We start from the raw sequence: 25,826 nt of genomic DNA on the forward strand, positions 1-25,826 counted from the left end.
GAGCATGCGATGCTCAAGTCCGATCTGATCAACGTCCTCGTCAACAAGAAGCAGATGACGCAGAAGCAAGCCGAGGCCACGGTCGAGACGATTTTCGAGTCCATGAAGGAAGCCCTCTGCCGCGGCGAGAACATCGAGATCCGCGGCCTGGGCGCCTTCCACGTGAAGAACTACCAGGGCTATCAAGGCCGCAACCCCAAGACGGGACAAATCATCCCCGTGAAGCCCAAGCGCGGCCTGTTGTTCCGCACGGGCAAGGAGCTGCGCGACCGGGTCAACCGGCCTCCGCCCCAGACGCCCCAGTCCGACGTCTCCTTCGATCCCAAGCGAGGCAGTGGCGGCAGTTACTAGCCAGTTCCCTCAGGGCCCCGGCGCGACCGGGGCCAGCCGTCCCAGGGGACGAACCTGCAGTTGCAGATCCAGTTCGCCGTAGGTGAGGACCGCGACGTCGGGAAAGGCGCCCTCGCACAACTTGCGCAGGGTGCGCCGGACGTCCGGTGCCGTGAGCAGCACGGTCTGCCCGCCCGCGGCGATGCGCTTCAATCCCTCCAGGATTTCCGCGATCCGCTCGGGAGCGGGCGCCGGACCCCGTGCCCCGGCGGAGCGCAGCGTCTCCTCGATCTCCGGATCCACCAGGTAGGCGAAGAGCGGTCCCGAGGGCGCGAACTTGTGGCTCAAGTAGCGCGACAGCGCCTGCCGGCAGCGCTCGGCCAGGGCCGTGGCATCCCCCTCGGTGGTGGGCGCCACCAACGCCTCCAGGATGGCGCGCAGGTCGCGGATGCTCACCTGCTCGTCCACGAGCTTGCGCAGGACCTCGGTGAGCAGCGGCAGGGGCACCTTCTGGAGCGCTTCCTTCACCAGGGTGGGCGCCTGGGCCTCGAGTCCATCCAGCAGGCCGCGCACCTCCTGCACCCCCAGGAAGCCCGCCGCGCGCGCGCGGATGACACCGCGCAGGTGCTCGGCGATGAGCTCTCCCGCGCTTCGCAGCGGAACCTGCGCCAGCTCCAGACGCGCGCGGCTGTCCGCCGGCACGCGGCTGATGGGCCTGCCCGTGAACGGCTCCACCACCGGCTCGGCCGTCACCTCCAGGAAGGCCAGCTCCTCCGGTTGAGCCAACGCGTAGAGCATCTCCGGCGCGACCTGCCCCATCCCCGCGGGCACCTCGTCGACGAGGATCCGGTACGTCCCCGGCGGCAGATAGGCCGCCCCGGTGCGCACCCGCATACCGGGCACGCGAACCCCCAGCTCGAGGAAGAGCTCGTCCCGAAGCCGGTTGAGCACCTGATGCACGAACGCGCCCCCCTGCTCCTGCGCCAGCCCGGTGAGGTCCGGCGCGAGATCCACCGTCAAGGGCGCCACGCCCACCGGCGCCGCCGCGCTCTCCGGAGGCATACCAGGCGCACCCTTCGCCTCATCTCCGGTGGACGCCTCGCCCGGGGCACCGGGCTCTCCCCCCGACAGGGAGCGCAGGCGAGGAAGGACATACGCGAGCCCGCCCAGCGCGGCCCCCAGGCCGAGGAAGGTCAGGTGCGGCATTCCCGGCATCACGGCGAGTGCCCCACAGAGCGCGACCACCACCCAGAGCGCCCGGGCCTCACCGAAGATCTGCGCGCCGATGTCCGAGCCGAGTGAATCCTCTTCCTTCTCCGACGCCACGCGCGTGACGACGAGCCCCGCCGCCACCGCGATGCAGAGGGAGGGAATCTGTGACACCAGCCCGTCCCCGATGGCGATGAGCGCATAGGTGGAGGCCGCTTCCGCCACCGTCATTCCGTTCTGCAGCACGCCAATGCAGCTGCCCCCCAGGAGATTCACCAGGACGATGACCAGGCCGGCGATGACGTCTCCCTTCACGAACTTCATCGCGCCATCCATGGCTCCGAACATCTGCGACTCGCGCTCCAGATCGCGCCGCCGGCGACGGGCCCGCGTCTGATCGATGGCACCCGCGCGCAGATCCGCGTCGATGGACATCTGCTTGCCCGGCATCGCATCCAGGGTGAAGCGCGCGGAGACCTCGGCCACGCGCTCGGCGCCCTTGGCCACCACGAGGAACTGCACCAACGTGAGGATGGCGAAGATGACCGCGCCGACGACGTAATCACCCCGGACGACGAACTCACCGAACGCCTGGATGATTTCCCCCGCGTGGCCGTCCGCCAGGGCCAGGCGCGTGGACGACACGTTGAGCGCGAGCCGGAAGAGCGTGGTGAACAGGAGCAGTGTCGGAAAGGACGTCACCTTCAACGCATCCCGGGCCTGGAGCGCCGCCACCAGCAGCGACACCGCCGCCACCAGATTGAGCGCCAGCCCCAGGTCCAACAGCCAGGGCGGCAAGGGGATGATGAGCGCGCCCAGCACCGCGACCATCGCCACGGCGAGCACCACGTCCGAGGAACTGCGTGCCCGCAGGAGAATCTTCATCAATCGGTTCATGACCTCTGCCTTTCGTGGAGGCTCCTCCACGCCTACGGCTCCCCCGCCACCCGGAGCACCGCCGCGGCGGCCTGGTACAATTCCTCGGGGATCTCCTCCCCGACGTCGTAGTGCACGAGGCTGCGCGCCAGCGGCACGTCCCGCACCACGGGAACGCCGAGCCGCTCGGCTTCACGCCTCAACTCGAGCGCGTCCGCCTCGCGCCCCTTGCCGACGAGGTAGGGCGCCTCGCACTCCTCCGGCGCATAGCGAAGCGCGACCGCGAGGTGCGTGGGGTTGACGACCACGACACTCGCCGTGCCCACCCCACGCGCCGGCCCCCCCGCCGCCCATTGTCGATGGAGCGCCCGTCGCTGACTCTTGTGATGGGGATCTCCCTCGCTCTCCTTGTGCTCGCGCTTCACCTCCTCGCGCGTCATCATCAAGTCCTTCAAGTGCCTCCGGCGCGCGAGCATGTAGTCCCCCACGCCCAGGACCACGAGCACCCAGGAGAGCCGCAGCACGAGAGGTGCCAACCGCTTCACGCCGTGCTCCAGGCCCAACGTGCCCGTCAGCCAGACGGAGCGCAGCACATCCGGCCCCGCGTCCACGGCCTCGCACCACACCAGCCACCCCACTCCCACCGCCACGAGCAGGGCCTTGCCCAGCTCGATGAGTGGCCTCACGCTGAGGAGTTTCTTCAAGCCGGCCAGGGGATTGACGCGCTCCCATTTCGGCACCACGTGGTCCGTGTTCATCTCGAGCCCCACCGTGGCCACGGACACCACGAGGGATGCCAGCCAGGCACTCCCGAGCGGGGGGCCCACCAGGAGCAACAGCAGGAGTCCCGCCTCCTCGAGAGCACCCGCGGACTCCTGGTGCAGCATCAACCGGGCCGTCCACGCCTTCAGCCGGGTGAAGCCCTGGGGGGCCACGACGGACAGGGCCCAGAAGCCCCCCAGGGTCACCACGCTGGAGGACAGCAGGCGGCTGCGCGGAATCCGTCCCTGGCGGCGCGCCTCGCGCAGACGCTTCGCCGAGGGTTGCTCCGTCTTCCCACTCACCGCGCCACCTCCGCCAGTTGGAACAAGGCGTCCTCCACTTCGAGGAAGCCCGCGAGCAGCCGCTCACAGAACAGCCCCACGCCCAGCCACAGCAGGGCGCCTCCGGCGAGGATGCGCAGGGGCGCTCCCATGTCCTGGAGATTCACCTGGGGCGCGGCGCGCGACACGAGTCCCACCAGGCAGTCCACCGCCATCACCGCCGCGGCCACCGGCGCCCCGATCGCCAACCCCGTGGCCATGGCCCCACCCGCGAGCCCCACGACGCGCAGCACCGCCCCCTCCCCGGGCACATACGCCCCCAGGGGGACCCAGCCGAATCCCCGCACCAGCCCCGACAGCACCACGGGCATGAGGCCTCCCGTGATCACCATCCCCACGAGCAGCAGGTGGAGCGCGTCTCCCGTGGCCGATTCGCGAGACCCCGTGACAGGCAGGCTCGCCTCCGCGGACGTGCCTCGGAACAGGTCGATGAACCGGCCCCCCATCCGCGCCGCGTCGAAGGGCAGCGCCGCGACCAGTCCCAGCGAAACCCCATAGGTGAGTTCCTTCATCGTCAGCGCGGCCAGGTGCACGGGCGACGTCACGGGTGTGGACAGGGACACCCCGGCCTCCTGATGCAGGAAGAGGGCGAGGCTCAACACCAGCGCGAGCTTCACCGTCGTCGGCGCCGCCTGTCCTCCCAGCAACGGACAGAGGAAGGCCACCGGCAACAGTCGCGCGGCGCACAAGGCCACCGCCACCACGTCTGGCCCCCAGGACTCGAACCACCCCCCAAGCAGTTCCCACCTCATCCGCCCACCTCCGCGATGAAGCTCAGCACCTGATGCGTGAAGAGCGTGAGCTGGCCGGCGATCCACGGCCCGGCCACCACCAGGGCCAGGACCGCCGCGCACAATTTGGGCACCACCGTGAGCGTGCTCTCCTGCAACTGCGTGGTGGCCTGGAAGAGGCTCATCAGGAAGCCCACCACCAGGCTCGCGCCAATGGGTGGCAGCGACGCGAGCACCATCAGGAGAAGGGCCTCCCGGCCCAGGGAAAGCAACATGTCCTGGGTCATGACATCACCGGTAGCCGAGGATGAGGCCGCGCGCGAGCAGCGACCAGCCATCCACCGCGACGAAGAGGAGGATCTTGAAGGGCAGGCTCACCTGACTCGGCGACAGGGACTGCATTCCCAGGGCGAGCAGGACGTTGGCGACGACCATGTCCAGCACCAGGAACGGAAGGAAGACGAGGAAGCCGATTTGGAACGCCTCCTTCAGCTCGGTGAGGACGAAGGCGGGAATGACCACGAACAGGCTCTCTTCGTGCACCCGCTCCGCCTCCTCGGGCGGGCGCAGCTCTCGTGCCAGGTCCACGAGCCGGGCGCGTTCCTCCGGACTGCCGTGCTTGATCAAGAAGGCACGCAGCGGCTCGGTCACCTTCCCCGCCCCCTCGAGGATCCGCGCGCCAGAGCCCATGTCCTCGTAGACGGCCTGCCCCGCGTCGTACATGCGCTCCATGACGGGCGCCATGATGTGCCCCGACAACACCGCGGCGAGTCCCGTGAGCACGAGGGTCGGCGGGGCTTGCTGCGTCCCCATGGCCGAGCGCGCCAGGGACAACACCACGGCGATCTTCGAGAAGCTCGTCAGCATCAACACCGCGAAGGGCAGCAGGGACATCACCGCCAACATCCCCATCATCGACAGCGGTGTGCCCGCGAAGGACATCTGCGACAGGGAGGGCTCCGCCGCCGAGGCAAGTCCGGGCAGGAGCAGCCCCCCCACCAGCCACGCGCGCCTCATGACAGAGGCTCCTCGACCGCGGCAGCAACCACCGCGCGTCGGCGCGACCGGGACTTCACGCGCACGGGTGCACGCGCCGGGCGGATCTCCGCGAAGGAATCGCCGAACACCACGAAGTAGCGGCGCCCCTCCACCTCCACCAACGCCAGCCCACAGCGCTGCGACAAGCCAGTCCGGGACACCACCCGCAGCGGCTCGGTGCGCGGGAACCCGTCCCCGGCACGCCCCCGGTACATCAGCCACCCGCCCAGCACCGCCAGGGCCAGGCCGCCCAACAATGCCCGCGCCAGTGAGGTCACGGACGCCTCCCTCCACTGCGCCACTCCCGCCAGGAGCAGCACGAGCCCGAACGCCAGGAGCAGCCGGGTGCGCGGCGACATGGAAGTCCACCAGGTCTTCATCGGCGCGCTCACGGCAGCAGGCAGAGGATGCGGGCACCCACCTCGCCCTCGATGTCCACCAGCTCCGCCCGGGCCACCGCCCGGTCCCCCACGCGCAGCAGCACGGGCTCGCTGGCGCTGACGCGCAACGGCAGCAACGCCCCCGGCTTCAATGCCGCGAGCTCCGAGAGCGACATCGTCATCCGCGTCAGCTCGATCTCCACATCCACCGGCAGCGGGGGATGGCCCTCGCTCCGCTCATGCACCGCGGTCACCATGTCCGACTCCTGGAGAAGTCCGCGCCCGTGGACGCGGTTCAACGTGAAACCCTCGGGGGCGAAGTCCCCCCCACATTCCAAGCCACGCACCAGCAGCCGCCCGGGACCCCGCAGGCTCGTGCCCGACCAGCACAGCCCCGCGAACAGGATGACGTCCCCCACTCCCAACGTGGCCAACGCCTCGCGCGACAGGGAGGAACACCCCACCCGGCAATGAGCGGCCAGCCGCGCCGCCAGCACCTCGGGCGCGATCGAGCCGTCACGCTCCACCGGCAAGTCGTTCAGCGCGCTCTCGAGGCTCCTGGCCGGAACCACCCACCGCCCCCCCGCGGTCGTCTGCCCCACCGTTACCGTCAGTTCCACCCCCAGGTGGCGCTGCCGGGCATCCAGACGCGCCAGCGCCTCCGCGCGATTCACCGTCACCCCGGTGAGACGCGGACTGAAGCGCCCCTGCAACTCCCCCTGGCCCCGCAGCGCGGACAACACCGACAGGCCCACGAAGGCGAAGGAGGCCTCCTCCAGGCGCGTCAGCCCCATGAGCGGAGTCCGCTTCGTCGCGCCCCCCGACAGGCGATCCAGGACGGCGAAGAGCACGGGCGGCTCCAGCTCCAACACCGCCGTCCCTCCCGTCGCCGACAGGTCCACCAGCGCGAATGCCGCCGTGTGCGCCAGCCCCGTCGCCGGCATCACCACCGCCTCCAGCACCCGTGCCTCCACCTGGACCGGGCAGCCCAGCTCCCGGCCCAGCGCATCGCAGACGCCCCGCATGGCCTGCCGCGCGAACCGCACGGCCTGGGGACGCTCCTGGAGCGTCACGTGAGCTCGAGTCAGACGACGAGTGCCGAGCCGACGCAGCCCCATCGGCTTCAAGGTCGTGGACTGCGTATGGATTCCAGGGGGACTTCGCATGGTTCACTCCGTGCCGCGAACGGGCCTCTCTCCTTCAGCGTCCGTGCCAATACCCAGGCTCGTGAAATCACCCGCTTGGAGGGCGGGAGCCTCTCGAAACGGGACGAGCCGTCTCACCGCGTGGCTTCGCGGATGAGCCGCTCGGCCAACGCACACACCTGCTCCGTGGCCTCGGGCCCCGAGGGCTCCAACTGGAGCGAGGGAAAGAGGCTGCGGTGATAGGGAGGCAGCCTCCGGAAGATCTCCCGCCGCAACACCTCGGGCGACGCCTCCATCACTCCGCGCAACCGCGCCGCGGCATCCGGCCGCACACCGAACTCCACCGCCACCCGGGCCTGTCTCCTCGCGGACGAGAGCGCGGCGAATCCCGCCAGGTAGCCCCGAGCCCTCACCGCATCGGACTCCTTCAAGCCCTCGAACAACTCCGCCGCCCGCTCCCGGCCCCACACCAGCGCCACCAGCGCCATCGACTCCAGGGGTAACAAGGCCGAGCAACCCGGCTCGGCCTCTCCTCGAGGCGGAGGCCGCACGGACACGGGAGCCCGCGAGCCCCGCGCCACCACGGTCCGCTCCAACTCCGGCGTACTCCCCCCTCGCGCCGCCACCATGCTCCCTCCCGACATGATCAGGCCACCTTGCGCGCCGCCCCCGGAGCCACCACCGGCCGCGAGGGAGCAGGAGGCACCGCGGGCTTCGCTTCCACCCGGGCCTGGAGGTGCCGCAGGCGCAGCGTCATCCAGCACAACCCCAGCGACAGCCCCGTGATCACCAGGGACAACACCGCCAACAGCACCCGCAGCCGCGTCAGCGGAGACGCCCCCGGCACAGGCGCCACCACCCGCGTGGACACCTCGTCCACCATGAGCGACACCCCCTCGGCGCTCAGTCCCTCCACGCCTCCGGCGAGCAGCGTGCGCAGCCGCTCCCGTTCGCCCTCGAGCCGCGCCGCATGGCCGGGCGCCACGCGCAACAGGGCCGAGGCCTTCGCCGGCACCGGCTGTTGCCCGGGCCTCGGCGCGGGGGGAACCACCAGATGCACCCGCGCGAGAATCACCCCCTCCACCGTCTGCAGCGTCTTCTCCAACCCCTGCTCCATCACCCGCACCCGGCACAGCTGCTCCTCCACCGGCGTGCGCACCAGACCGCCTCCCCCGAAGACGTCACACCCCGCGTCCTCCGGTGGCCTCGGCAGTCCCAGCTCGGCGAGGATGCGCACCGCGTCCGAGCCCTGCTCCCCCGTCACCTCGATGGCCCACGTGGGCTTCTTGCCCGACTCGGGCACCTTGCGCGCATCGAGCCCCCGCTCGACGAGCACCCGCTGCAGTTCGTTGGCCTGGCGCTCATCCAGGCCATGTTGGATGCGGTCCTGACAGCCCGTGGCACACACGAGCAGCAGGAAGAGACAGCGTCGCGAGAACATGGAATGACTCCTCACACCTGCGTCTGCAGGATCTGCTTCACGCCGCCGGTCGCCTTCTCGACGACCTTGCCGGCGAGATCGAGCTCCTGGCTCGCGCGGTACACATGGGCCTGGAAGGCGAGCAGCTCCGCCGCGGAGAACGACCGGCCGGACTCGGCCAGCTCCAGGATGTGATCCAACCGCCGCTGGGCTTCCCCCACCCGGTCCAACACCCGCACCGCCTGGGCGTGTCCGGGCTCGGGCACCGCGCCCACCTGCCCCGCGGCCTTCAGCCCCCCTGGGGCCCGCTCCACGCCTCCCGCCTCGCACACCCCGCGCGCCGCCTCGGGCCGTGGCGCGGGCACCCGGCCCGGCGCGCCCTCGGTGGCCACCGGAATGCCCGGCGGCCTGGCCGCGCCCTTCGCCCCCTCCATCACCTGGCTGAAACCCGCCCGGCCCGAGCGCTCCAGCGCGGACGTGGCGCCGGCTCCTCCGACCGCTCCCACCTTGCCGATGGCCATGACGTGCCCCTAGCGGATGTTGTTGATGGCCGCCTTGGCCGAGTCGTGACGCACCTTCATGATGTTGGAGACCGCGTTGTGCGCGCGGCTCTCCGCCTGCATCTGGTTCTGCAACTCCATGTAGGCCAGGTTCATCTTCGCCCCCTCGGCCTGCATCTCCTTCTGGGCCGCCAGCAGATCCCACTGCTCTCCCTGCCCCGTCGTCCCCCCCACGCTCCCCGTCCCGGGCAGTGCCGCCGCGCTCCGCACCGACGAGGCCGAGGTGGACACCACCGAGCCCACGCTCGCCACCGCCGCGCTCACCGCCGGGGCCCCGGGCACCAGCGCGGCCACCACGCCCCCCGCCGTGTTCACCACCGTTCGCGCCGTGCGCGCCATCACCTCGCCGAACTCGTTGTTCGGCGTCTGCCTCGCCACCGTCGGGGTGATGGACAGCGTGCCAATCCGATTGCCGTTCTCCACGTGAAGCCTCCTGCGCTTGGGGATGCGCCGGGCCTCTTCAGGCGGCATGCCAACCCGCGAAGGGCGGCCTTCCCGAGCGCCGGGCCCCCACGGCCCTCGCGGCGGCCTCCATGGAATGGAGCCCTCGTCCACGGGGATGGATGGTGCGGGTGGGGGCAGCCGAAAACTTGCGAGCCCCCCGGAGTGCTTCAGAGTCGTAGTCCCCTGTTGCACCCCGAGGATTCCGAATGATGCCGCCCACCCATCCCACCCGCGCCCAGGGGCGCTACCACCCGCGCGTGGAAGCCAATTGGATGGTCCACGTGCACCTCGGCGAGCGCCGGGTGCTCGTCAAGGCGCTCGATCTGTCCATGGCGGGCCTGTTCCTGCATGGCCACCCTCCGGACGACGTCAAGCGGCTCACCCTCACGCTCCCGCTGCCCGGCGTCGGGGAGCTCACCACGAACTGCGCCATCGTCCGCCGCGAGGCGCACGGCGTGGGGGTCGAGTTCGACGAGCTGGACTGGGACCACCTGCTGATGCTGGCGCGCTACCTCCACCCGCGCCTGCCCTGAGCCACGTCAGATCGCCTGGCGCAGCCGCTCCACCAGCGCCATCAACTCCGCGCCCTTGAAGGGCTTCTGGATGTAGCCGTCCGCCCCCGCCAGCGTGGCGCTCTCCATGTCCGCCTTCTTGGACTTGGCCGTGAGCATGTACACCGGCACCTTCGAGGTCAGCGGATCACTCTTGAGCATCCGGCACACCGAGATGCCATCGAGCTGGGGCAGCACCACGTCCATCAGGATGAGCTGGAAGGGCCGGCCCTTGGCCAGCTTCAGGCCCTCGACGCCGTTGGCGGCACAAACCACCTCCACGGCCCCATCGCTCAACATGGAACGCACCAGTTCCCGGATGACGGGTTCGTCCTCGACCAGGAGGATGTGGAAGGGATTCTGCGGATTGGCGACCATGGGATTCACTCGAAGGCGAGCACCCCCGTCCCTGCCGGGGCGGCGATGGGGCGCGCAGGATACAACCCAGCCCGGGTGACGGACAGTGCGGATGCACCCCCTACCCGCCTGCCCCCAGGTGCGTGGAAAAAATATGGGCGGGGTGATGAGAATCCTACTCCCCGGCCCCCCGCCCCCCACTCCAGGCCCTCTCCCCGGGGCACGTTCTCACTCCCCGTGAGAGGATGACTAACGTGGGAGGTCCATGAGCCAGGCTCCCCCGCACGACCTCGACGCCTTCGTCCAGCTGCGCGCCTCGTTCTTCGAGCACTACCTGCGTGCCCAGCCCGAGGAGGCCACGACGCTCGGGCTGCACCACCTGGACGACCAGTTGAAGGACCTATCACCGGAGGCGCTGGGGGACGAGTACGCCCTGCACCGCGACGTGCTCGCGCGCCTGGAGCGGCTGCCCGGGGAGGACTTCCCCACCGAGGCCCGGCTGGACTGGCGGGCGATGCTCGACGTCACCCGCTTCCACGTCCACGCCTACGAGGAGCTGCGCGGCCACCGGCGCAACCTGGAGCTGTCGACCTACCCGCACACGATGTTGCAGTACCAGATCGGCCAGGCCGAGACGCCCGAGGACTGGGCGGCCATCGCCAGCCGGGCCGCGCGCATCCCCACCTTCCTCCAGCAGCAGGAGCGGCTGCTCGCCGAGGGCCTCTCCACCGGGGAAGTGCCGGACAGGTACACCGTGCGCGACTTCGCCGAGGACCAGCTCCCCGTCATCGTGCGCTACTTCGAGCACCTGCCCGAGGTGGCCGGGGCCCATGGCGTGCTCCTGCCGGAGAGCGAACGGCGTGCCCTCCAGCACGCGGCCCGGGAAGCCCGCGAGGCCTTCGCCGCCCACCACCGCTTCCTGCGCGAGCGCGTGCTGCCCCATGCCAGCCCCAGCGTCGTGCTCGGCGCGGACGAGTACGCGTGGCGGCTGCGCCACACGTTCGGCCTCACCGCCTCGCCCGAGGAGCTGGTGCGCCAGGCCCAGGACGTCCTGGCCCAGGCCCAGCACGCCCTCCATCGGCTCTCCGGCGCGGTCGCCCGGGAGGTGCCTGGCGCCCCCTCGTCCCTCTCCGGACTCGGCGAAGCGCGCGAGCTGCTCGCCCAGCTCGAGGCCCACCATCCCGCCCGGGACGAGGACGTCATTCCCCTCTACCGGGAGCTCATCGCGCACACCGAGCAGTTCGTCCACGAGCAGGGGATGTTCAACGTGCCCGAGGGCCTGCGGCTGGGCATCAAGCCCCTTCCCCCGGGCATGGTGGACGTGCGGGGCACCAACTGGCCCGCGCCCCTGTTGGATCCACGCAAGGTGGGCTGGTTCGTGCTCGCCCCCATGGCGCCCGCGCACCCCACCGTCTGGGCGGCGCTGCTCGCGGTGCACGAGGGGATTCCCGGCCACTTCCTGCAGAGCGTCGCCTGGCAGCGCGCCTTCTCCCAGCACCCCGCTCCGGTGCGCTTCCTGCTGGTGACGGACCACGTGGCCATGGCCCGGGGCCACTTCGGCAACATGCTCAACATCGAGGGCTATGCCACCTACGCCGAGGAGCGCATGCGGCGCGCGGGCTTCTACACCACCGCCGAGGAACTCACGGCGCTCGTGGCCCGCGCGCTGCGCGCCGTGCGCGTGGTGGTGGACATCGGCCTGCACACCGAGCGCATGGATGACGAGGCCGCGGTGCGCTACCTCGTGCACCACGCCACCATGCCCGAGGCCCATGCGCGGCGGGAGATCCTCCGCTTCAAGCGCATCCCCATGCAGTCCATCACCTACCTGCTCGGCGCGCTCGAGTTCGAGCGGCTGGAGGCGGACTGCCGGCGCCAGCGCGGCGAGCACTTCGACGAGGCCGGCTTCCACGACGAGCTCTTCTCGTTCGGCCCGGTGCCGCCCGCCCGGTTGCGCCCCTTCATGTTGGCCCCGGAGTGACGCCTGGCAACCACCCCACGAAGCGCGTGTCGCCGGTGCTCCGGCCCCGGACGAGGTAGAGCCCCCGCTTGAAGAGGGCATAGGTGTGGAAGAAGGCCTCCAGGCCCCAGCGGTCCACCGGGCGCAGGGGCCGCGTGCTGCAGATGACCTTGGGATCGGCGCACCCCGCGTCGAGAAATCCAATCACCCCCACCACCGGCACCCGCAGGCGCGTTCCCCGGCGCAGCCGCGGGCCGAGAACGACCACGTCCAGCGGATCCCCATCCCCCGAGTCCAGCCCGGGAACACAGCCGTAGTTGTAGGGACAGGGCAGCGGGGAGATGAAATCCACGCTCCCATCCGCGCGCCGCTTCACCACCGAACCCCGGGGGGATTCGATCAGGACTTCGGGCTCGCTCGGCAGCCCGGGAGGCAAGGAGAACTCGGACACCCGAGCGGTGTAGCACGGCGGCCAGCGGCCGGAGCTGTTCACCTGTCCACGTTCTCCCCGGCCACTCTGTGCTTCCGGGCACGTCCCCTTCATCCGGAAGCGCCGCCCCCCTGGGCAGCTCACCCGCCCCTGCCCACATCCCTCCCGTAGGGAGCGTTGGAGGGGCGATGATTCGGGGATGGACGGTGGCCGGGCTGGTGGGACTGATGGCGTGCGCGGACCCGGAGGCGGGTATCTCGCCCCAGAGTCAGAACAGGTGCGTGGACAAGGTGGAGCACACCGTGTCCGGCGCGCGCTCCTCCCCGGCCAGTGATGACCGTCAGGCCGTGCTCGTGCGCTACCGCCCCGGCCTGCGCCAGAGCGCCTCCGTGACGCGGCAACTGGGCGTCTCCGTGACGGCGCACTACCAGCTCACCCCGGCCGTGGCCGCCCGCCTGACGCCCCAGGAAATCTCCCGGCTCGCCGCGGATCCCGCCGTGGAGCGCATCGAGCCGGACCTGGAGTTGCGCGCGCTCGGCCAGCCGCTGAGCACCGGCTCCGTGGGGGAGTACACCGAGTCGCTGCGGCTCGTGCAGGGCCCGCGGGTGTGGGACGTCAACGAGGACGGCGTGCTCGACCCGGGAGCCCCCACCGGCTCGGGCATCCGGGTGTGCGTCATCGACAGCGGCATCGACCGGCGGCATCCCGAGCTGCGCCTGCCGTACGTGGACGGCCACGACTTCGTGGACAACGACGACGACCCGAGCGACGAGAGCGAGGGCGTGCGCGGGCTCGGCCACGGCACGCACGTGGCGGGCATCATCGCGGCCCAGCTCGCCTCGGGTGGCACCACCTGGCCGGGCATGAGCCGCGACGGCATGGTGGGCGTGGCCCCTGGGGTGGAGCTGCTCATCGCCCGGGTGCTCAACGTGCACGAGCGCGCCTCCATCAGCAACGTCCTCTCCGCGCTCGAGTGGTGCCAGCGCAAGAAGGCGCACGTGGCCACGCTGTCGCTCGGCGCCCCCATGGACATGGGCGTCACCGCCCGGGACGCGTTCCAGGCCGCGCGCGACGCGGGAATGCTCATCATCGCCGCGTCGGGCAATGACGGCACCGTCCACCTCGAGGCGCCGCTCAACTACCCATCCGCCTATCCGTCCGTCCTGGCCGTGGGGGCCGTGGACTCGCGCGCCCAGGTGGCGACCTTCTCCAACGGAGGCGCGGGCTTGAGCCTCGTGGCCCCGGGCGTGGACGTGCTGTCCGCCATCAGCCTGCGGGGCAACACCATCTCGGAGCTCGACGCGGGCGCCCAGCGCTACGCCTCGCGCTCGCTCTTCTTCGCGCCCGCGGGCGAGTTCACCGGGGAGCTGGTCGACTGCGGCAACGGCGAGGCCCAGGGGTGCCAGGGCGGCACGTGCGACGGCTTCGTGGCCTACGTGCGGCTGGAGCCGGGTGCCACGGTGTCCCGCGTCGCGCGCAACGTGATGGAGCAGGGCGCGCGCGCCATCGTCTTCGGCATGAGCGAGTCCGAGACCCAGTCCTGGCAGATGAGCCTGGAGGGGCCGGGGCAGACGTGGGTGCCCTCGCTTTCCGTGGGGCGCGAGTCCCGAGCGGCCGTGCTCAAGAGCCTGGGCAAGCAGGTGCACGTGAACCTCACGGGCGTGGACTACGCCCGGTTCATGGGCACCTCCATGGCCGCGCCCCACGTGGCCGGCGTGGCGGCGCTCGTCTGGAGCGCCCGTCCGACGATGACGGCCAGCGAGGTGCGTGACCTGCTGGAGCGCAGCGCCCTGGACCTGGGCGCACCGGGCCATGACCCCCGCTACGGCCATGGGCTCGTCCGGGCGCGGGCCGCCCTCGATGCCCTCGGAGGGTTCCAGTCGCTGCCCTGAGCCCACCTCGGAGAGGGGGCCGGGACCGGGGTAGACTTCCCCGCGCCCATGCCCACCGAGCTCACCCTGCCGCGCTACATGACGCGCTTCCGCTGCATCGCGGAGCGCTGCGAGGACACCTGCTGCGCGGGCTTGAAGATCCCGGTGAGCCCGTCCGACGCGCGGCGGATGCAACCCGCCCTGGCCGCTCACCCCGCCCAGGCGGAGCACCTGCGCCGGAGCGCCGGCCCGGAGTCGGACGAGGGCACCGGGCAGACGCCCTTCCTGCCGATGCACCCGGATGGCACCTGCGCCTTCCTCGACGCCCAGCGGATGTGCGCGCTCCAGCGCGGCCATGGCGAGGACGCGCTGCCGGATGTGTGCGCCACCTTTCCGCGCGTCGTCACCGCGCGGGACGACCACTGGGAACTCTCCGGCTCCCTGGCCTGTCCCGAGGTGGTGCGCTTGAGCCTGCTCGCCGAGGACGCGATGCGGCCCGAGTCCCTGCCCTTCTCCTCGGCCCTCATCCCCCGCCCCGAGGCAGTCAGGAACCTGAGCCTTGACCCAGCGGAGGGCTACACCTTCCACGCCGAGTCTGTCCGCGCGGCGCTGCTGCGGCTGCTGGACCGGGAGGAGCACCCGCTCGCCACCCGGCTCGCCCTGATGGGGCAGCTCGCCTACGCGGTGGATGACTTCTACTTCCGGGGAACGGACGCCTTCGGAGAGGAGACACGCACCAGGGCCGAGGCCCGCTTGAGTGAGGCCCTCCAGCGCTTCGATGACCCGGAGGCGCGCGAGGCGGTGCATCGGGAGTTCAGCGGACTGGCCCTGCCCGGTGGGCCCTGCGTGGGATTGTTCACCTCGGTGGTGAAGGCACGCATGGCGGCCCGGGGAGGACGCGTCCGGGAGTGGGGGCGAAACGTCCTGGAGTCCCTCGGACTGGAGGAAGGGGGACCGGGAGATCTGGACGCGGCCTGGAACCTCTACACGCGGCGGTGGCAGGCATTGAACGCGGCGCGGGGCCCACGGCTCGCCCAATACTTCCACCACTACGTCGCGCACTTCCTCTGGCGCACGTCGTTCACCGAGTTCCCGAGCCTGCTCGCGTACGTGTTCCGTCTGGCATTGCGAGTGGGACTCGTCCGCTTGACGCTCATGGGGCACCCCAAGGTCGTGGCGCTGCTCCAGGAGCCCTCGTCCCCCGAGACTCCGGAGGCATTGGAATTGGCGGTGGTGGAGACCGTGCAGACCGTGGCCAAGCACGTGGAGCAGTCCCCGGAATTCCTCTCACTCACCGAGGGACTCGCGGGGACGGGACGCGGCGCGGAGACCCTGGGCAAGGTGCTCGTCTTCGCGTCGTTTTGAGCCACGAGGTCGCTGCTTGGACCCCGGATTGCCGCGCGCCTCTCGCCGACCGCATAATCCAGCACTCCTCGTTCCACCAACTGGAGGTTCCCATGCGACGACTTCTGTGTGTTGTGGCGCTGTGCACTCTCGGCCTGACGGCTTGCGGTACGAACGACGCAGCGGAGGAATCCGAAGTACTCGGGAGCACTCAGCAGGGACTCGCCTGTGAGTACGGCACCGGCTATTGCCCCAGCACCACGACCTGCGCCTGGTTGCCGAACAGCCCGGGCGAGGGTCTCTGCCGCCCCCGCTGCGTCAACGGCGCGTGTCCGTCCTCCAGCCAGATCTGCTGCACGCAGCCCAACGGCGCGCCGTACTGCAACAGCTTCTGTTACTGACACCCACGCATTCCTCCCCTCCGAGCGCCACGCCGATAATCCAAGGCGGTGTGGCCTCACGCCTGGGCTACACCACCGCGCGCCGCCAGGCGCGAGACAGGTGCGATTCACCCTTCTCCGCGAAGCGCCGCGCCAGTTCCTCCCGGCCCTGCTTGCCGTGCTGTACGCGGTAGGCCAGTTCGGAGGGCAGCAGCGCCTTGACGGTGACGAGCCGCACCTCTCCGGCCGGAGTCGCGAGGTGCCGCGGCAGGGTGCTCGACTCCAGCCCCAGCCACACGCCCACCCGGCCCTCTGGGGTGACGAGGGACTCGGGCATTCCCCTTCCCGACACCTCCATGGTCAGTTGGCCCTTCAAAGCCGCTTCGCGCACCCGCTCGTGCTCCGCGACCTCGTTCGCCACACGCTGGAGGACGACGAGGAGCCAACTCCCCTGGACGTCCTCGACAGGCTCATCGGTCTCGATGGCGAGTTCCAAGCCGAAGCCCACGGATGGTGTCGCCTGTCCAGGAAAGGGATCGGAGAGGCCGTCCGTCACCAGCAGGAGCCGTCGCCCCGTACGATGGATGACACGCCATGCCTGCCGTTGGCCCGGCCACTCGGGGCCAGCGGGGACAATAGGAACGATGGCTGCATCCTCCAGTTCGCCGAGGGTGCGCCAGACCGCCTCGCGTGCGGCGTCCACCTGTCTCAGCCAGTCCGCGTGTGGATGCGCGAGCGGTTGCTGCTCGACGCTCTGGCGTCCGGGGCCTGTCACCTCTGTGAAGTCGAGCCCCGTGGCGCCGGTGCGCTCCAGGGCCTCCTTCACGTCCTCGGCGACGAGCAGAGACCCTGTGTAACCCCAGGGACGAAATACCTTGGCATCGCCCACCTGGGTGGGATCGATGCGCATGCCGTACACCGCCCCATAGTGTCCAAGCTCGTCGGGCCAGTTGTCTTCCGGGTCCCCGTACCGCACCTCGGCGCACCTATCGTCGTCGATGCACTTCACCCGGCGCGCGACGTTGACCACGAAGTAGAGGTCTAGCCGCGACTCCACTTCGGCGGGGAACAGTTGGACGTCGCCGGGAGCCAGTTCGGCCAGAACGCGGGCCACCTTTTCGGTGACCACGGGGAAGCCCCCCGTGTCCACGCAGGTGAAATCGAGCGAAGTGCCCGCATGGTAGACCGGGACCCGGAGGCGACCGTCAATACGGGTGGGCTCGCCACTCATGAACAGCAACGCGCGCACTTCCTTTTCCTGCTCGTCGAGGGGGTCTCCCAACAACCAGCGGTCCGGGAGGGACATGTCATCGTTCAGCTCGAAGTACCTCTTCGTCATGTCGTTCTCCTACCTCAGTCGGTCTGGGTGACGAGCTTGTTGAGCCTGGAGCCTACCGCCCGAAGTTCCGTGGCCAGCTGCTTCAACTCCCGTGAGAGGGACTCCCGACACTGCGCCGTGGTTTCGCAACGCCTGACTGCCCTCTCGAGCCGCTTGAAGACATCCTGATGGTACGCCTCGGGATGGGGTCCCTTGTGGCCAGGGATGCGGACCTTATTCGCCGGGTCCTCCATGGACATGCCAGCCTTGTCGAAGAATTTCTTGAGCCTTGGAGTCCACGGTCCGCCACGCGCGGGGGACTTCTCGTTCTCCACGGTGGCGATGTGGTGGATGGGGCCTTCCTCTGCCTCCCCCTGCTGCTGCATGGCGAGCAGAGCACCCGAGCCCGATGGCAGCGTGATAACGAGTCTTCCCTCGGCCACGGACACCGATGTCGCCTCGGACGCGGCCGTGGGCAGATGGAAACGGCCCCAGGTGGCGGCGTTGCGCACCGCCTGGGGGAAACCCGGCAGCCCGCTCCCCTGCATCGCCTCCTTGCCCCAGGCGCCCGCCTTCCACGTCGCCAGCATGAGCAGAACGCGCAGGGTGTTGGGCCCGAGTACCCGAGCATACCGCTCACTCGCGCCGCGCAACTCGTGGAACGTGCCGACAACTTCCACCTCGTCCCACAGCCGCTTCGTGGCGGAGATCAGCCCCCAGAACTCATGCCCCAGGTAGGCCCAGAGAAAGACGGTCATCGCCAGGGCGAGTCCCTTGGAGATGGGCTCAGGTGCAATGAGTGCCACCAGGTAGAGGGACAGGCCCGTGAGCAGGGCCGTCATGGCGTGAGCGGAGGCGTCCTGGAGCACACCCGAGGCGGCCTCCATGGCTGGAGTGAGGGCGAGGCCGAGGGCCAGCGCGAACCTGTCCCGATGGTCGAGGGTGGTGTCATGGGGACCGTCCCCCAGCAGCCAGTTGCAGTCCCCCGGAGAGCCGCGCCGCTCGCACAGGCGTGCGTAGCCTTCCTCGACGCTGGTGTCCCCCAAGCCACCGGACGGCCAGGAGACCCGCATCGGGTGGCCCGCCAGCGGCTCCGTGGAGCGGGTCGCCACCCGCAGGGGGACTTCCAGGACGAGCTGGGTAAAGGCTTCGCGCAACTCCGAGTCCGATACCTGGACGGGTGCGAAGTCGCTACTCGGAGTGAGGGTGACGTGCTGCCTGGGGGCCGGTGGGGGCGTGAGCGACTTGTAGCGGTAGCCCACCAGCAGGCCGGCCCGAGGAGCGCCCGTGGTGCAGGCGCTCTGGAGGAAGAGGACGAGGAGCAGCCAGCCGCCGAGCAGGGGACGCAGCCGTGTACCCGCCAGACGCGGGCCTGAAAGACGATTGAGCACAGCTCCCCCCAGCAAGCCGCATGGTCCGCGGCTCATTGATTCCATGGGGAGACGGAGGCATCCGTCAAACCGCTGGCCCGGAAGCCGTGCTCAGGATGAAACAATCACCCCGTGGGCTCGAGCGCGGGAGTGCCCTGGGAGTCACCGCCCGAGCGCTTGCGCTCGATGCGCTCGCGGCGGTCCCAGACCCGCTCGTGCCCTCGCCGGAAGTACCAGACGCGATGCCAGGGAATCTCCCCATCCGGGATGAACGCCGCGAAGGGCACCTCCTCCAGCCGCTCGCCGTGCGCGTCGTAGCCAATGACGAACTCACCGGCGTCGAGCCGCGGATCCCACCGGATGCGGTGGTACATCTCGCGGCTGGTCTGACATCTGTCCGGAAACATGGGTGTGGCCTCGCATGAAGGGAACGCCCTCCGGACGTGGCTCACGCGCCCACCTGACATGGGCCCGTTCCGACACGCGCTGCCTGGTCCCCTACCCTCCATTTCTTAAGCCTTTCTGAAGCCAGTGCGGCGTTCATCTCGAGAGAGATTGAACCCATCCACCCGTGACGCATCCGTTACAATTCATTTCGGAACGACACACGCTCCAACCATCCGTGTTACCCCTCTCCTCTCATCGATCCGATGAACGCCGAGGCTTCCCTCGGGCCGGCGAGGAGCCCAGGAGCAACCCACCATGAGAGCCAAACTCTTGCTGTCTGTCATTGCCTGCGCCTCCGTCGGCGCGGGGCTCGTGGCCTGCAACGCGGGCTCCGAGGATGTGGATCCCACTCCACTCCCCGGGGAGGACACGACGGGCGGAACCCCCTCCACGCCGGACGGCTCCACGGACGGCGGCTCCGGCACGCCCACCGAGACCGGCACCTTCAGCTTCTTCGTGACCAGCATCGAGTCCATGCGCCAGCTCTCGGGCAGCACGAACGGCTTCGGGGGCGATCTCCGCTATGGAGAAGCCACGGGCCTCGAAGGAGCGGACAAGATCTGCCGCACCATCGCCGAGGCGTCCCTGCCCGGCGCCGGACAGAAGACCTGGCGTGCCTTCCTGAGCGCCTCGACGGGAGGCCCGGATGGAGGGGTCGTCAACGCCATCGATCGCATCGGCGAGGGGCCCTGGTACGACCGCCTGGGCCGGCTCGTGGCGCAGAACAAGACGGCCCTGCTCAGCGGCTCGCGGCCACTCGCGGACGCGCAGATCAAGAACGACCTGCCCAACGAGCGGGGAGTCCCCAACCACCAGGGCGTCGACAACCATGACGTCCTGACCGGCTCGACCAGCCAGGGGAAGTTCTCCGGCAGCAAGAGTGGCACCTGCAACGACTGGACGAGCGCGGTGGGCTCCACCGGCAAGCCCATGTGTGGCCATTCCTGGCCCCGCAGCGGCAGCACGGGCAGCGGCTCCAACTGGATGTCCGACCACCAGGTGCCGGGCTGCGCTCCGGGGGTCACCCTCACCAACAGCGGTGGTGGCGGCGGCGGCTCCACGGTGGGCGGCTCCGGGGGCTATGGCGCCATCTACTGCTTCGCCCTCACGCCTTGACGGGACGGTACGCCATGAATGTTGGGTTTAAATCCAAGAGAAGAGCCGGCCACGAGTCGGCACTCCGGGTCCTGCTGGTGCTCGGGTGGCTCGCCACCGGGTGTGGCGGCGCGACAGCTCCCGCGCCGAGCGGGGAAGACGATGCCAGCCAGGGCTCGCTCCTGCCGTGGAGCGAGGGCAATCGCTGGACCTACCGGGTCACCGCGGACGGAGCCGTGTCCCAACGGGAAGTCACCGTGGGCCCCTTGGAGGCCGTCGGCGGCACCGGAGCCTCCCGCGAGGTGATGGCCCACCGGGTGACCACCCGGGAGGACTCGGGGGCCATGACCCTCGACTGGCAGGAGCGCTCGGACACGCGCATGGTGCGCTACCGGGAGCAGACCTTCGACGCCGGGGCGACGAGCGCCAGATCCGAGGAGTGGTGGGAGCCGTCCAAGCTCTACCTCGACGAGACGCCCGAGCACCTCGTGGTGGATGCCTCCTGGATCGAGAGCTACCAGGAGACGAAGCAGAAGGCTGGCAAGAGCGCCAACACGGAGACGACGCGCGACCTCTGGAAGGTCATCTCCCTCGGCGAGTCCGTCACCGTCCCGGCGGGCACCTTCCAGGCGATCGTCGTGCGCAAGACGGGCACCAGCAAGATCAAGACGTACTGGTTCGTGCGCGGCATTGGAAAGGTGAAGGAGACCGGCGAGGAGACCGAGGAACTGCTCAGCTACGAGGTGGCGCCGGAGACGTCCACCCCGTAGCGGGCCCTGGCGGAGAGTCAGATCTCCGCCACGCCCTCGCGCTCTGCCCACCCCTCCAGCCCGTTGGGCAGGCGGATGCGCACGTAGCGGCCCGTGTCCTCCATCACATGGACCTTGAGACCCGAGTGGACCTCGAAGGACACCTTGGCCTCTTCCCGGGGGAACTCACGCGCGCGCAGCGTGGGCGCGAGGACGATGGCCTCGTGCAGGTTCTGCTGCGCCCAGACGTGCGCGGCCAGCAACGCGCCCGCGGGGAGCGACAGCACCAGGAACAGGCCTCCGAGGACGGCCGCCCAGGCCCGCCGGCCCGGACGCAGCAGCCGGAAGAGGAGGAGCAGCGCGAAGCCCGTCACCCACGCGGTGAGGAACCCCCAGGCCACCCCGTTGCCGCTGGTGGCGGCGACCACGCGCTCGATGAAGGACTCCTCGGGCGCGCTGCCCACCACCTTGTCGAGCTGACGCGCGCGCGCGAGCGCCAGGTTGGCCTCGAGATCCGGCCCGTCCCCGCCCGCCCGGCGCGCGCGCTCGAAGGCGAGCACCGCGCGCCCCAGGTCCTCCTGCGCCAGGTAGGTGGTGCCCAGGTTGTATTGGAGATCCGGCCCGCCGAAGCCCCGCTCGAGCAGCTTCTCGTAGCCCGCGCGCGCGGCGGCGTAGTCACTCCGGTAGTAGGCCTCGTTGGCCTGCTGGAAGAGGCCCTGGGCCTCCTCGGACGAGTAGTAGCCCTGGCCCAGCAGCGTGGCCACGAGCATGGCGGCGACGGCGTTCACTTGTCCCACCCCTCCATCACGGCCGCGGCGTCATCCAGGATGCGCTCGCGAGCGGCCGGCTCGGCGCCAGGGGCGAAGCGGCCGGTATCACAGGCCTCCAGCACGAAGCGCACCCGCTGGCGGCGCGCCTGTTCCACACCGGCCTCGGTCAGCTTCGCGTCCAGCGCGTCGCGGGTGAGGCCCCCCACCGGGATGTGCAGCCGGGCCGCCAGGAAGTTGAGCAGCGCCTTCTCCACCTCGCCGTAGAAGGCGCTGGAGTTGCCCGCGCGCAGCTTCTCCGCCGCGGCCAGTTGCTTGCGCGCCGCCCGGGCCCGCTGACGGCTGCGGCTGCCCTCGTCCTGTGCCGACCACCGCCCGCGCACCAACCCACCGAGGGCCAGGGCGAGCATCAGGCCCACGGGCGCGAGCACCGCCGGCAGGAAGAAGGGCCGCTGCCACACGGCGGCCGCGGGGGACTCGAAGCGCGCCTGGTAGCGCAGCGGACGCAGGCCGCCCGCGGTGAGGACGTTCTTGGGCTCGGCCGCCGCATCCGCCATGGACGCGGACGAGCCCGTCTGCGCGGACGCCGTGCCCCCCGCCCCGGGCTCCACCACGATCTCCACGGGCTCGGTGCGCGACACCTCGTAGCGGCCCGTCTTCGGATCGAAGTAGGGGAACTCCAGCGCGGGCAGCGTGAAGGTGCCCGTGCGCTGCGGCATCACCAGGTACTCCTGCGTGCGGCGCCCCTGAACGCGCAGCTTGTTGGGCGTCATCTTGTCGGTGGTGGTCGGATCGTACACCTTGAAGGCGGGCGGGGCCTCCAGCCGGGGCGGCGTGATGTTCTTCACGTTGCCCGAGCCCTCGAGGATGACCTTCACCGTCACCGGCTGGCCCAGCTCCACGCGCTGCTGGGACGTCTCCACGGACAGCTTCCAGTCGCCCACCTGGGCCGTCGACATGCCCTTGGGTCCTCCGGGGGGAAGCGGCTTCACCTCCACCTCCAGGGGGTTGGACACGCGGTGCACGCGGTGGCCCACGAAGAGCATGCCGGTGGTGATGTCCGCCTCGGCGGGGGTGATGGACAGCGTGCCGGTCTTCATGGGGAAGAGCGCGCGCCGGCGCAGCAGGTAGGTGCGGTAGGGAATGCCGTTGACGATGCGCTGCTCGCCCGTGAGCTGCGTGGGGCTCTCCACGTCCTCGCTCCAGAAGCCCTCCAGCTTGGGCATACTCACCGAGTCCACGCTGGACAGGTCCACGCGCGAGTAGATGTAGAGCGACAGCGTCACCTGCTCGCCCACGTACGCCTGCTTCTTGTCGAGCGTGGCGCGCACGAACAGGTCCGAGTCCCCCCGGGGAATGCGCACGTCCTCCTGGATGCCGCCGCGCGGATCCTCCTCTTGCTCCTCCTCGTCGGCGAACGGATCCTGCATGCCACCAAAGGGCGGGAAGTTGCGGAACGGGTCCGGCATCCGCTGGCGTCCCGCCTGGGCCTGGCCTCCCGGAGGCGAGACGCGGCCCTTGCGCACCGTCATCTTGATGGCGTCGGTGCGCCAGGTGCGGCTGCCGGCGGAGAGCACGGCGGGCGGAAGGGTGAGGTTGCCCGCGCGCTGGGCGCGCATCATCAACACGTGCTTGCGCACCGTCTGGATGACGGGCGGCCCGCCTCCGCGCATCTGGATGGAGCTCTGGGTGCTCTGCGAGGACGACAGCACCTCGAAGTCCTCGGGCGCGGGGAACTGCACCTGGGCGTTGTCCGGAGGATCCACCACCACCACGGTGAGCTGGAACACGTCCTCCGTGCCCACCTCGGTGCGATCCACCGTCTGGTAGAACTCGACCTCCGCCCACGCGGGCAGTGCCGCGAAGAGCAGGGCGATGGCGGCCAGTGCCGCGTGGCCGCTACCAATCCTTCTCATTGGGATTCCTCGGCCGCTTCTTCTGCTGGAAGCGCCACAGCTGGAGATTCTTCTCGTTCTGCTTCATCGCATCCAGCAGGCGCTCGGCCTCCTGCCGGTCGATCTCCTCGGCGCTCACCCCACCATCCAGCTCGTCGAGCTCCCCCGGAGAACCCGCGTCCGACGCCTCGGCATCCTCCGACTGGCCACCATCGCCTTGCTGGCCACCATCGCCGCCCTCCCCTCCATCCCCGGGCTCGCCACCGTCCCCGCCCCCATCCTGGGGACCGCCATCCCCGGGGCCCGCGTCTCCCGGACCCGCGTCGGGCGTGCCGGAATCGCCCGTGCCCCCATCGTCCTGGCCTCCGTCCGTGCCGCCGTCCTGGCCCCCGTCGGAGCCGCCATCGGTTCCGCCGTCCTGGCCTCCATCCGCGCCGCCATCGGGCTGGCCCGCGTCGGGACGGCCGCCATCCTGTCCCCCGTCCTGCCCGCCGTCCTGGCCTCCATCCGTGCCGCCATCGCCCCCGCCCTTCTGGGGAGGAGGGAGGTTGCGCAGCAGCACCTCGTAGTTGTGCCGGGCCTGGGCATCCGTGGGGTCCATCGTGAGCGCGCGGCGATAGGCCTTCAGGGCCTCGCGCGAATCTCCCAGGGCCGCGTGGACGTTGCCCAGGTTGTACGTGGCCTTCTGCCGCAGGTCCGGCCGGCTGTTGGCCTCGGCCACGCCCTGGAAGGCCTGCTTCGCCTCGTCATAGCGGCCCAGCTTCGTCAGCGCGTCGCCCCGGTTGAAGTCCACCGCCGGATCGTTCGGCCGCTCCTTCTTCGCCTGCTCGAAGGCGGACAGCGCGTCCTCGTACCGCCCGGCGTCGTACGCCCGGCGGCCCTGTTGAATGAGCGGGTGCTCCTTCTCCAGCAGTCCCGCGGCCCCCGCGGGGGTGGGCAGCAAGGGCAGGAGCAGCCCCAGGCAAAGGCAGAGCCAGGCCCTCGCGCGTGCGCCCTGGAATGCCCGGCTCATGCAGACCTCCGGCGCCAGGACGAGGGCAGCACCATGCCGAGCACCAGCAGGACGAGCCCCGGCAGGGCGAACACCTGGAAGCGCTCGTCGTAGCGGACGGTGACCCGGCTCTCCAACTCGCTCTTCTGCATCTTCTCGATACGCTCCAGCACCTGGGCCATGGCCACGCCACGCGGCTGGTAGAAGAACTCGCCGCCCGTGGCCTCGGCGATGGCCGTCAGGCCCGCGCGATCCATGCGGGTGATGACCGTCTCGCCGCTGCTGTCCTTCTTGTAGTCCACGAACTCGCCCCGGCGGTTGTACACGGGGATGGGCTCGCCCTGCTCGGAGCCCACGCCCACGGTGAGCACCTGCACGTGGGCCTCCTTGAGCGCGGCCACCGCCTCGTCCACCTCGCCCGTCAGGTCCTCGCCGTCCGAGAGCAACACCACCACGCGCTCCTTGGAGCCGCGGTCCGCGTTGTCCAGCACCTGGCGCGCCAACAGGAGCGCCTGGCCGATGTTGCTGCCTCCCTGGGGCATCTGCTCCGGGTCCACCGCGCGCAGGAACAGCTTCACCGCCGAGTAGTCCGAGGTGAGCGGCGACTGGATGAAGGCATCCCCGGCGAAGGCCACGAGCCCCACCCGGTCTCCCTTCAGCTCGTCCAGCAGCGTGGTGAGCTCCAGCCGGGCGCGCTCGAGGCGGCTGGGCTGCACGTCGCGCGCGAGCATGGACTTGGACGCATCCAGCGCCACCACCACGTCGATGCCGCGCCGCTTGGCCAGCTCGCTCGTGGTGCCACACTGGGGCTGGGCGAGCGCGAGGCCGAAGAGCATGAGCCCCAGGCCCTGGAGCCCCGCCTGGGTGGCCGGCAGCCAGCGCGAGGTGCCCGGGGCCAGCTTGTCCACGAGCCGCTCGGTGAGGAACGCGCGCACGCGCGAGCGCCGGCGCAGCGCCAGCCACAGGGCCAGGGCTCCCACCAGCGCGCCCGCCACGCACAGCGCGAGGAAGGCGGGTTTGGCGAGCCCCATCTGGTAGCCCAGGAACTTGAAACGCCAGGGGTCC

The 25,826-nt window shown here is 70.3% G+C and carries 27 protein-coding genes; 7 read left to right on the forward strand and 20 right to left on the reverse strand.

What is annotated here, in order from left to right; all coding sequences use genetic code 11:
- Window positions 1–9 precede the first annotated feature (9 nt).
- Complete coding sequence (locus F0U63_RS38525; protein WP_095989942.1) at window positions 10–351, forward strand: HU family DNA-binding protein; 342 nt, start codon at window positions 10–12, stop codon at window positions 349–351.
- 9 nt (window positions 352–360) lie between these two features.
- Here F0U63_RS38525 and F0U63_RS38530 read toward each other — a convergent pair whose 3' ends face one another.
- The 11 genes from F0U63_RS38530 to F0U63_RS38580 form a co-directional block, all read right to left on the reverse strand.
- Complete coding sequence (locus F0U63_RS38530) at window positions 361–2,436, reverse strand: FHIPEP family type III secretion protein (protein ID WP_395838148.1); 2,076 nt, start codon at window positions 2,434–2,436, stop codon at window positions 361–363.
- Between the two features lie 32 nt (window positions 2,437–2,468).
- On the reverse strand, window positions 2,469–3,479 hold the full coding sequence (locus F0U63_RS38535; RefSeq protein ID WP_395838150.1) for a flagellar biosynthesis protein FlhB: 1,011 nt from the start codon (window positions 3,477–3,479) through the stop codon (window positions 2,469–2,471).
- The gene (locus F0U63_RS38540) at window positions 3,476–4,270 is read right to left on the reverse strand and encodes an EscT/YscT/HrcT family type III secretion system export apparatus protein (RefSeq protein ID WP_395838152.1); all 795 of its coding nucleotides are present in this window, start codon (window positions 4,268–4,270) and stop codon (window positions 3,476–3,478) included. Before F0U63_RS38540 ends, F0U63_RS38535 begins: the two co-directional genes overlap by 4 nt.
- The gene (locus F0U63_RS38545) at window positions 4,267–4,536 is read right to left on the reverse strand and encodes a flagellar biosynthetic protein FliQ (RefSeq protein ID WP_395838154.1); all 270 of its coding nucleotides are present in this window, start codon (window positions 4,534–4,536) and stop codon (window positions 4,267–4,269) included. Before F0U63_RS38545 ends, F0U63_RS38540 begins: the two co-directional genes overlap by 4 nt.
- A 4-nt stretch (window positions 4,537–4,540) precedes the next feature.
- A complete protein-coding gene (gene sctR, locus F0U63_RS38550) occupies window positions 4,541–5,266 on the reverse strand; it encodes a type III secretion system export apparatus subunit SctR (protein WP_395838155.1) in 726 nt (241 codons plus the stop codon).
- The gene (locus F0U63_RS38555) at window positions 5,263–5,646 is read right to left on the reverse strand and encodes a hypothetical protein (protein WP_395838157.1); all 384 of its coding nucleotides are present in this window, start codon (window positions 5,644–5,646) and stop codon (window positions 5,263–5,265) included. Before F0U63_RS38555 ends, sctR begins: the two co-directional genes overlap by 4 nt.
- Window positions 5,647–5,675: 29 nt before the next feature.
- Window positions 5,676–6,740 carry a FliM/FliN family flagellar motor switch protein gene (locus F0U63_RS38560; RefSeq protein WP_395838159.1) on the reverse strand — a complete coding sequence of 355 codons (1,065 nt, stop codon included), beginning with the start codon at window positions 6,738–6,740 and terminating at the stop codon, window positions 5,676–5,678.
- A 206-nt stretch (window positions 6,741–6,946) separates the two neighbouring features.
- Window positions 6,947–7,456 (reverse strand): hypothetical protein, encoded by a 510-nt coding sequence (locus tag F0U63_RS38565; protein ID WP_395838161.1) that lies wholly within the window; start codon window positions 7,454–7,456, stop codon window positions 6,947–6,949.
- 2 nt (window positions 7,457–7,458) lie between these two features.
- Entirely contained in the window at window positions 7,459–8,253 is a 795-nt protein-coding gene (locus F0U63_RS38570; protein ID WP_395838163.1) for a flagellar M-ring protein FliF, read from the reverse strand.
- Window positions 8,254–8,264: 11 nt separating this feature from the next.
- Entirely contained in the window at window positions 8,265–8,753 is a 489-nt protein-coding gene (locus tag F0U63_RS38575; protein WP_395838165.1) for an ATP-dependent helicase HrpB, read from the reverse strand.
- A gap of 9 nt (window positions 8,754–8,762) precedes the next feature.
- Entirely contained in the window at window positions 8,763–9,215 is a 453-nt protein-coding gene (locus tag F0U63_RS38580) for a hypothetical protein (RefSeq protein ID WP_395838167.1), read from the reverse strand.
- Window positions 9,216–9,442: 227 nt separating this feature from the next.
- Here F0U63_RS38580 and F0U63_RS38585 point away from each other — a divergent pair, with 227 nt between their 5' ends.
- Window positions 9,443–9,769, forward strand: coding sequence for a PilZ domain-containing protein (locus tag F0U63_RS38585; RefSeq protein ID WP_395838169.1), 327 nt, complete (start codon window positions 9,443–9,445; stop codon window positions 9,767–9,769).
- A gap of 6 nt (window positions 9,770–9,775) precedes the next feature.
- Here the strand turns inward: F0U63_RS38585 and F0U63_RS38590 are convergent, their stop codons facing one another.
- The gene (locus F0U63_RS38590; RefSeq protein WP_395838171.1) at window positions 9,776–10,165 is read right to left on the reverse strand and encodes a response regulator; all 390 of its coding nucleotides are present in this window, start codon (window positions 10,163–10,165) and stop codon (window positions 9,776–9,778) included.
- Window positions 10,166–10,409: 244 nt separating this feature from the next.
- On the opposite strand from F0U63_RS38590, the gene F0U63_RS38595 reads away from it, so the two are divergent.
- A complete protein-coding gene (locus tag F0U63_RS38595) occupies window positions 10,410–12,125 on the forward strand; it encodes a DUF885 domain-containing protein (RefSeq protein ID WP_395838173.1) in 1,716 nt (571 codons plus the stop codon).
- On the opposite strand, the gene F0U63_RS38600 is transcribed toward F0U63_RS38595, so the two are convergent.
- Window positions 12,106–12,555, reverse strand: a complete 450-nt coding sequence (locus F0U63_RS38600) for an inorganic diphosphatase (protein ID WP_395848490.1) — start codon at window positions 12,553–12,555, stop codon at window positions 12,106–12,108. The genes F0U63_RS38595 and F0U63_RS38600 overlap by 20 nt on opposite strands.
- A gap of 167 nt (window positions 12,556–12,722) precedes the next feature.
- Here F0U63_RS38600 and F0U63_RS38605 point away from each other — a divergent pair, with 167 nt between their 5' ends.
- Window positions 12,723–14,426, forward strand: coding sequence for a S8 family serine peptidase (locus F0U63_RS38605; RefSeq protein ID WP_395838175.1), 1,704 nt, complete (start codon window positions 12,723–12,725; stop codon window positions 14,424–14,426).
- 48 nt (window positions 14,427–14,474) lie between these two features.
- A complete protein-coding gene (gene fliB / locus F0U63_RS38610; RefSeq protein WP_395838177.1) occupies window positions 14,475–15,770 on the forward strand; it encodes a flagellin lysine-N-methylase in 1,296 nt (431 codons plus the stop codon).
- A gap of 447 nt (window positions 15,771–16,217) precedes the next feature.
- Here fliB and F0U63_RS38615 read toward each other — a convergent pair whose 3' ends face one another.
- From F0U63_RS38615 to F0U63_RS38625, 3 genes are all read right to left on the reverse strand, one after another.
- Complete coding sequence (locus F0U63_RS38615) at window positions 16,218–17,468, reverse strand: imm11 family protein (protein ID WP_395838179.1); 1,251 nt, start codon at window positions 17,466–17,468, stop codon at window positions 16,218–16,220.
- A 14-nt stretch (window positions 17,469–17,482) separates the two neighbouring features.
- Window positions 17,483–18,838 (reverse strand): AHH domain-containing protein, encoded by a 1,356-nt coding sequence (locus F0U63_RS38620; protein WP_395838181.1) that lies wholly within the window; start codon window positions 18,836–18,838, stop codon window positions 17,483–17,485.
- 104 nt (window positions 18,839–18,942) lie between these two features.
- On the reverse strand, window positions 18,943–19,224 hold the full coding sequence (locus F0U63_RS38625; RefSeq protein WP_395838183.1) for a DUF504 domain-containing protein: 282 nt from the start codon (window positions 19,222–19,224) through the stop codon (window positions 18,943–18,945).
- Window positions 19,225–19,519: 295 nt separating this feature from the next.
- Between F0U63_RS38625 and F0U63_RS38630 the strand changes: the two genes are divergently transcribed.
- Window positions 19,520–20,380, forward strand: a complete 861-nt coding sequence (locus tag F0U63_RS38630) for a hypothetical protein (protein WP_395838185.1) — start codon at window positions 19,520–19,522, stop codon at window positions 20,378–20,380.
- 14 nt (window positions 20,381–20,394) lie between these two features.
- Entirely contained in the window at window positions 20,395–21,129 is a 735-nt protein-coding gene (locus tag F0U63_RS38635) for a hypothetical protein (protein WP_395838187.1), read from the forward strand.
- A 17-nt stretch (window positions 21,130–21,146) separates the two neighbouring features.
- On the opposite strand, the gene F0U63_RS38640 is transcribed toward F0U63_RS38635, so the two are convergent.
- The 4 genes from F0U63_RS38640 to F0U63_RS38655 are packed head-to-tail and all read right to left on the reverse strand — an operon-like array spanning window position 21,147 to window position 25,792.
- Complete coding sequence (locus tag F0U63_RS38640; RefSeq protein WP_395838189.1) at window positions 21,147–21,896, reverse strand: tetratricopeptide repeat protein; 750 nt, start codon at window positions 21,894–21,896, stop codon at window positions 21,147–21,149.
- Window positions 21,893–23,791, reverse strand: a complete 1,899-nt coding sequence (locus F0U63_RS38645; protein WP_395838191.1) for a BatD family protein — start codon at window positions 23,789–23,791, stop codon at window positions 21,893–21,895. The genes F0U63_RS38640 and F0U63_RS38645 overlap by 4 nt, the downstream gene beginning before the upstream one ends.
- Window positions 23,775–24,782, reverse strand: coding sequence for a tetratricopeptide repeat protein (locus tag F0U63_RS38650; RefSeq protein WP_395838193.1), 1,008 nt, complete (start codon window positions 24,780–24,782; stop codon window positions 23,775–23,777). Before F0U63_RS38650 ends, F0U63_RS38645 begins: the two co-directional genes overlap by 17 nt.
- Window positions 24,779–25,792 carry a VWA domain-containing protein gene (locus F0U63_RS38655; RefSeq protein WP_395848491.1) on the reverse strand — a complete coding sequence of 338 codons (1,014 nt, stop codon included), beginning with the start codon at window positions 25,790–25,792 and terminating at the stop codon, window positions 24,779–24,781. The genes F0U63_RS38650 and F0U63_RS38655 overlap by 4 nt, the downstream gene beginning before the upstream one ends.
- Window positions 25,793–25,826 lie beyond the last annotated feature (34 nt).

It is taken from the genome of Cystobacter fuscus, assembly GCF_044360685.1.
Taxonomy (GTDB): Bacteria; Myxococcota; Myxococcia; order Myxococcales; family Myxococcaceae; genus Cystobacter; species Cystobacter fuscus_C.

Bases quoted from the DNA above. Each gene is read 5' to 3' on its own strand.
- F0U63_RS38655 (WP_395848491.1), bottom strand. From the start codon at position 25,792: ATGGGGCTCGCCAAACCCGCCTTCCTCGCGCTGTGCGTGGCGGGCGCG.
- F0U63_RS38545 (WP_395838154.1), bottom strand. From the start codon at position 4,536: ATGACCCAGGACATGTTGCTTTCCCTGGGCCGGGAGGCCCTTCTCCTG.
- fliB (WP_395838177.1), top strand. From the start codon at position 14,475: ATGCCCACCGAGCTCACCCTGCCGCGCTACATGACGCGCTTCCGCTGC.
- F0U63_RS38525 (WP_095989942.1), top strand. From the start codon at position 10: ATGCTCAAGTCCGATCTGATCAACGTCCTCGTCAACAAGAAGCAGATG.
- F0U63_RS38565 (WP_395838161.1), bottom strand. From the start codon at position 7,456: ATGTCGGGAGGGAGCATGGTGGCGGCGCGAGGGGGGAGTACGCCGGAG.
- F0U63_RS38650 (WP_395838193.1), bottom strand. From the start codon at position 24,782: ATGAGCCGGGCATTCCAGGGCGCACGCGCGAGGGCCTGGCTCTGCCTT.
- F0U63_RS38540 (WP_395838152.1), bottom strand. From the start codon at position 4,270: ATGAGGTGGGAACTGCTTGGGGGGTGGTTCGAGTCCTGGGGGCCAGAC.
- F0U63_RS38590 (WP_395838171.1), bottom strand. From the start codon at position 10,165: ATGGTCGCCAATCCGCAGAATCCCTTCCACATCCTCCTGGTCGAGGAC.
- F0U63_RS38635 (WP_395838187.1), top strand. From the start codon at position 20,395: ATGAATGTTGGGTTTAAATCCAAGAGAAGAGCCGGCCACGAGTCGGCA.
- F0U63_RS38530 (WP_395838148.1), bottom strand. From the start codon at position 2,436: ATGAACCGATTGATGAAGATTCTCCTGCGGGCACGCAGTTCCTCGGAC.
- F0U63_RS38625 (WP_395838183.1), bottom strand. From the start codon at position 19,224: ATGTTTCCGGACAGATGTCAGACCAGCCGCGAGATGTACCACCGCATC.
- sctR (WP_395838155.1), bottom strand. From the start codon at position 5,266: ATGAGGCGCGCGTGGCTGGTGGGGGGGCTGCTCCTGCCCGGACTTGCC.
- F0U63_RS38575 (WP_395838165.1), bottom strand. From the start codon at position 8,753: ATGGCCATCGGCAAGGTGGGAGCGGTCGGAGGAGCCGGCGCCACGTCC.
- F0U63_RS38645 (WP_395838191.1), bottom strand. From the start codon at position 23,791: ATGAGAAGGATTGGTAGCGGCCACGCGGCACTGGCCGCCATCGCCCTG.
- F0U63_RS38585 (WP_395838169.1), top strand. From the start codon at position 9,443: ATGATGCCGCCCACCCATCCCACCCGCGCCCAGGGGCGCTACCACCCG.
- F0U63_RS38630 (WP_395838185.1), top strand. From the start codon at position 19,520: ATGAGAGCCAAACTCTTGCTGTCTGTCATTGCCTGCGCCTCCGTCGGC.
- F0U63_RS38605 (WP_395838175.1), top strand. From the start codon at position 12,723: ATGATTCGGGGATGGACGGTGGCCGGGCTGGTGGGACTGATGGCGTGC.
- F0U63_RS38555 (WP_395838157.1), bottom strand. From the start codon at position 5,646: ATGTCGCCGCGCACCCGGCTGCTCCTGGCGTTCGGGCTCGTGCTGCTC.
- F0U63_RS38595 (WP_395838173.1), top strand. From the start codon at position 10,410: ATGAGCCAGGCTCCCCCGCACGACCTCGACGCCTTCGTCCAGCTGCGC.
- F0U63_RS38615 (WP_395838179.1), bottom strand. From the start codon at position 17,468: ATGACGAAGAGGTACTTCGAGCTGAACGATGACATGTCCCTCCCGGAC.
- F0U63_RS38570 (WP_395838163.1), bottom strand. From the start codon at position 8,253: ATGTTCTCGCGACGCTGTCTCTTCCTGCTGCTCGTGTGTGCCACGGGC.